The 1,925-nt window shown below is 55.0% G+C and carries 1 rRNA gene; it reads left to right on the top strand.

Features of this window, described 5'->3' with window-relative positions:
- Nucleotides 1-49: 49 nt before the first annotated feature.
- Nucleotides 50-1,925 (top strand): 23S ribosomal RNA (locus tag ACO5R6_RS07605); the annotation flags it as partial.

Below are 1,925 nucleotides of genomic sequence, written 5' to 3'. Positions count from 1 at the left end.
ATTTCCCTGTGTATATTGACAACTGAATAGAAGGCAAAGATGAATTGGAGAGTAAAGGAATAAGGGCATACGAAGGATGCCAAGGTATCTGACAGCGAAGAAGGACGCGGCTAGCGGCGAAATGCTCCGGGGAGAGGCAAGCGATCGTTGATCCGGAGGTGTCCGAATGGGGTAACCCCCCTGGCGGAGGCCAGGGACCCGCAGAGCGGGGGCGAAGTCGGCGAAGTGAAACATCTCAGTAGCCGGATAGAGAAGAAATCGAAGAGATACCCTAAGTAGTGGTGAGCGAACGGGGAGGAGCCTAAACCGGATGCGTGTAAGCCTGCAGGCGTTGCGCATGCCGGTGTAATAGGGACGTGCTGGAGGGTTCTGCAGAGCCCTCGGACAGTTACCAAGTTCAAGCCTAGTTGAATGGTGTTGGGAAAGCCAGCCTGAGAGGGTGAGAGCCCCGTAAGCGAAAGGATTGAGCCTGTCTGAGCGCGGACCCTGAGTAGGCCGGAGCACGAGGAATTCCGGTTGAATTCGGGCCGACCATGGTCCAAGGCTAAACATGTCAGATGACCGATAGCGAAGAGTACCGAGAGGGAAAGGTGAAAAGCACCCCTGGCGGGGAGTGAAAGAGACCTGAATTCGTATGCTTACAAGCGATCGGAGCACGGCGTATGCTTTCGGGCATATGGGTGTGTGACGGTATGCCTTTTGTAAAATGAGCCGGCGAGTTATTGTGCATAGCGAGGTTAAGGAGCAGGAGCTCCGGAGCCGCAGGGAAACCGAGTCTGAAAAGGGCGATTAGTTTTGCATAATAGACCCGAAGCCCGACGATCTATCCATGTCCAGGTTGAAGCTCCGGTGAAGCGGGGTGGAGGACCGAACCGAAGCCTGTTGAAAAAGTCTCGGATGAGGTGTGGATAGGAGTGAAAAGCTAATCGAGTTGGGTGATAGCTGGTTCTCCCCGAAATGCATTTGGGTGCAGCCCGGAATGTTTAGTAGCGGGGGTAGAGCACTGAATGGACGCGGGCGGTTGTAACCGTACCAAATTCAATCAAACTGCGAATACCGTGACTTAAGAGTTCCGGAGTGAGACTGCGGGAGAGAAGTTTCGTGGTCGAGAGGGAAAGAGCCCAGATCCACGGCTAAGGTCCCAAAGACATGCTAAGTGTGGCAAGGATGTGACGATGCCCGGACAGCCAGGAGGTTGGCTCAGAAGCAGCCATCCTTTAAAGAGTGCGTAATAGCTCACTGGTCGAGGATTGTTGCGCCGAAAATACAGGGGGCTAAGCATGTCACCGAAGCCTGGAGATTGACTTTAAGGAGTCGAATCGGTAGGGGAGCGTTGTATGTGGGGCGAAGTACGGCCGGAAGGACGTGTGGACTGCATACAAGAGAGAATGCCGGCATGAGTAACGCGAAGTGTGTGAGAATCACACTCACCGGAAGTCCAAGGGTTCCTGGGGAAGGTTGATCCGCCCAGGGTAAGGCGGGGCCTAAGGTCAGGCCGAAAGGCGTAGCTGATGGACAACAGGTTGCTAATCCTGTCCCGCGATGAGTTCGTTAAGACGATGGAGTGACGCAGGAGGCTAGGTGCGCCGGGTGATGGATCCCGGTCCAAGGGAGCGGCCTGACGAGGGAGGAAAAACCCCCTTGTTAAAGGTTAGACCTGATGGGGAGCGAACCGCGAGGGGAGCGAAGGTATTGAAGCCAGGCTGCCAGGAAAAGCTTCTAAGGAGAACTCATAGCGCCCGTACCCGAAACCGACACAGGTGGACTGGCTGAGGAGGCTAAGGTGAGCGGGAGAACTATCGTTAAGGAACTCTGCAAATTGACCCCGTAACCTAGGGAGAAGGGGTGCCACGCTTGGTGCAAGCTGAGGGTGGTCGCAGAAACCAGGCACAGGCGACTGTTTACTAAAAACACAGGACTCTGCA

The organism is Shuttleworthella sp. (assembly GCF_057251025.1).
Note: the sequence above shows the minus strand (reverse complement) of the source record. Positions and strands in the feature narration are given on the sequence as shown.